Origin of the sequence: Microcoleus sp. (assembly GCF_049646505.1) — a bacterium.
Classification (GTDB): Bacteria; Cyanobacteriota; Cyanobacteriia; order Cyanobacteriales; family Microcoleaceae; genus Microcoleus.
The window spans coordinates 1-3,065 of the sequence record NZ_JBARVX010000659.1 but is presented as its reverse complement, the minus strand read 5'-3'; the positions used below and the strand labels follow the sequence as shown (position 1 = coordinate 3,065).

At 42.8% G+C, this 3,065-nt stretch carries 2 protein-coding genes; one reads left to right on the top strand and one right to left on the bottom strand.

Annotated elements, in window-relative coordinates; genetic code table 11:
• Positions 1-112: 112 nt before the first annotated feature.
• Entirely contained in the window at positions 113-1,246 is a 1,134-nt protein-coding gene (locus tag WBA89_RS30050) for an adenylate/guanylate cyclase domain-containing protein (protein WP_424411330.1), read from the bottom strand.
• A gap of 874 nt (positions 1,247-2,120) precedes the next feature.
• On the opposite strand from WBA89_RS30050, the gene WBA89_RS30045 reads away from it, so the two are divergent.
• Positions 2,121-3,050 (top strand): phosphoribulokinase, encoded by a 930-nt coding sequence (locus WBA89_RS30045; protein WP_424411329.1) that lies wholly within the window; start codon positions 2,121-2,123, stop codon positions 3,048-3,050.
• The last annotated feature ends 15 nt before the right edge of the window (positions 3,051-3,065 follow it).

Below are 3,065 nucleotides of genomic sequence, written 5' to 3'. Positions count from 1 at the left end.
CTGTTAATTGTTAACTAATGACTAATGACTAATGACTAATGACTAATGACTAATGACTAATGACTAATGACTAATGACTAATGACTAATGACTAATGACTAATGACTAATGACTAATTTCGAGCTAGCAAAAAATAAGTGATCATTTCTCCTTTACCTTTAATCTCAATAGCACCGCGCCTTTTAAACAAAAATGTATCTTTCAAACGCTCGTAAACCGCATCTGTCACCTGAATTTCCCCCGGAATACCGTTTGATTCCATGCGGTGAGCCACATTCACCGTATCCCCCCACAAATCGTAACTAAATTTAGTTAAACCAATGACTCCCGCCACCACTGCACCAATATTAATCCCAATGCGGAGACTAAAGCTGTGATTGTTTTTTTCGTTGAAGCTAGCGACAGCAGCTTGCATATCCAATGCCATTTGGGCGATCGCCAAATGGTGATTTTCCTGCGGTTCTGGCAAACCGCCGACTACCATGTAAGCATCGCCAATAGTTTTGATTTTCTCCAAACCGTGCCGCAACGACAACTGGTCAAATTGAGTAAAAATCTGATTCAAAACTTTCACGGTTTCAGCAGCAGTTTGTTGAGATGCAAAATTCGTAAATCCCACCAAATCAGCGAATAAAACGCTGACATCGGAAAAGCTGTCAGCAATTATGCTTTGTCCATCCTGCAAGCGTTCGGCAATCGCTTGCGGCAAAATATTTAATAGCAGTTCTTCAATTTCTTCTTTCTGCAACTTAGTTGTTTCCAACAGTAACCGCGTTTCTATTTCTGCCTGTTCTCGATAGGCAATTTCCCGGCGGTACATCAGATTTTTCTCGGTAAGTTGCAGTTCTAGTTCTTTCAACCGCAATTGATTTTCTACCCTAGCTACCACCTCTACTGCTTCAAAAGGTTTCGTAATGTAGTCTACCCCGCCAGCATTAAAGGCTTTCACCTTATGAGAAACTTCTACCAAAGCACTCAAAAAAATAATGGGAATGCCGCGAGTGCGAGCGCTCGCTTTCAAGCGACTGCATACTTCATAGCCATCGATACCGGGCATCATAATATCCAGCAAAATCAAGTCAGGTAAAGTCGAATTTATAGAATCGATTGCCAGTTGACCGCTATGTGCAAGTCGTACTTCATAACCTTTTCTCGATAAAATTCGCTCCAACAAGGTTAAATTATTAACGCTGTCGTCAACAATTAAAATACTGTTTTTAAGTTTTTGAGAATATGGTTGATTCATCTGGTTGTTACGGACTTATACTATTTGATATTTGATATTTGATATTTGAACTCCCGAATCAGTTAGTGAATCTGGGTTGGGATTGCTGGCCCGCTGTGGAAGCATCTGTGCGCCAGCTTTAATGGGTACGATCGCCTGACTGAGCTTTTGAATAGCCTATCTAACCAAGGGAACTCTTGAAAAGCTCGCACTCAAACAAAAACTGTTTTTTATAAAGCCGGAAATGCTCTCGCCTACAGTTGCAATGTTTTCTGGATGCAGTATTAATTAAATTTAAGGTTTGTTGAGATTTCAAATTTACGCACAGGTGCGTCGAAATCTGGTTTGTTTGCGAAAATACTTCATTGCGGTAGGTCATAAAAAGTTAAAAAAACTGGTTTGTGAGGGCGGAAGCAAATCCTAAACTCAAATTTATCCTAATTTGTCAGGCACGGGGAAAGCTTTGGCTAAAACTTTATATTCCGGGTAAATTCGATCGCCATCCGCGTAGATTTATCGGCAAGTTGATGCACTGCTAGCAACCCGTTTTAAAACGAAAAAACACCCACCAGTCCGACGGCGGCAGCAATTTGTACTACACTCAAAGACGAGGAGGACACTTGATAGCGGTAATTTTCCCTAAATTTTGACTGTAGCCGGATTCAAAAGTGCGATCGACCTCGCGGGAGGTTGAGAAATCAGCGTGACTTTTTCATCAGATTTTCTGGGAGTCTCCGGTGCCGCATTTTATTAAGAAATTTTACAATAATTTTACACGTTGGGGAGAATCCGGGGGGTTCAATTCAAACTGTGCTCGAAGCGATCGGATCGAACATAATTTTGATAAGATTTAATACTCACAAAAAATTGGCTAGTGTCCGTCGGAGTAAAAACAATGAGCGATCGACCAATCATTCTCGGTATTGTCGGAGACAGCGCAGCGGGAAAAACCACCCTGACGCGGGGAATAGCCCAAGTATTGGGGCCAGAAAATGTCACGATAATTTGCACGGACGACTATCATAGGTACGACAGAAAGCAGCGGGCAGAAATCGGGATTACAGCACTGCATCCCGACTGCAATTATCTAGACATCATGCAGCAGCACCTGGGCCTGTTGCGTACCGGACAAGCAATTCTCAAACCTATTTACAACCACAACTCAGGTACATTCGATCCGCCGGAATACATCCAGCCCAATAAATTTGTAATAGTTGAAGGTTTGCTGGGTTACTCAACTCGCGCAATCCGCGATGCTTACGATGTAAAAGTGTATCTCGCTCCCCCAGAAGAATTGCGAACTCAGTGGAAAGTTAAGCGCGATACTATGAAGCGCGGTTATACTGAAGAACAGGTGCTTGCAGAAATGCAAAAGCGGGAAAATGATTCAGAAGATTTTATTCGTCCCCAGCGTAAGTTTGCCGATGTTGTAGTTAGTTTTTACCTACCCGAAGAGGACAACGAAGTAAGTTTGAACGTCCGTTTAGTGCTGAGACCGACAATTCCTCACCCGGACTTTACAGAGATGTTAGCTCGAGGTAGCGATAGTTTTAAACCTGCAATTCGCCTGGGACTCGATCGCGATATGGGCAAACCGGTTGACGTGTTGGAAGTAGACTCCCACGCTACTAACGAACAAGTAAACGAACTGGAAAAGATTTTGTGCAACGAAATGCCGCACCTGCGGGGATTTTGCAGCGCCCAAGGCAACCCGGAAATTGGCAAACTAATCGGGACAACTGGCGAATTTCTGCAAAGTTACCCGCTAGCTTTGACGCAGTTGCTAGTTTCATATCACATGATGAAAGCAATCCATTTGTATTAGTTAGTTGGCAGTTGG

Excerpts from the sequence above, each read along its gene's own strand:
- WBA89_RS30050 (WP_424411330.1), bottom strand. The coding sequence starts at position 1,246 with ATGAATCAACCATATTCTCAAAAACTTAAAAACAGTATTTTAATTGTT.
- WBA89_RS30045 (WP_424411329.1), top strand. The coding sequence starts at position 2,121 with ATGAGCGATCGACCAATCATTCTCGGTATTGTCGGAGACAGCGCAGCG.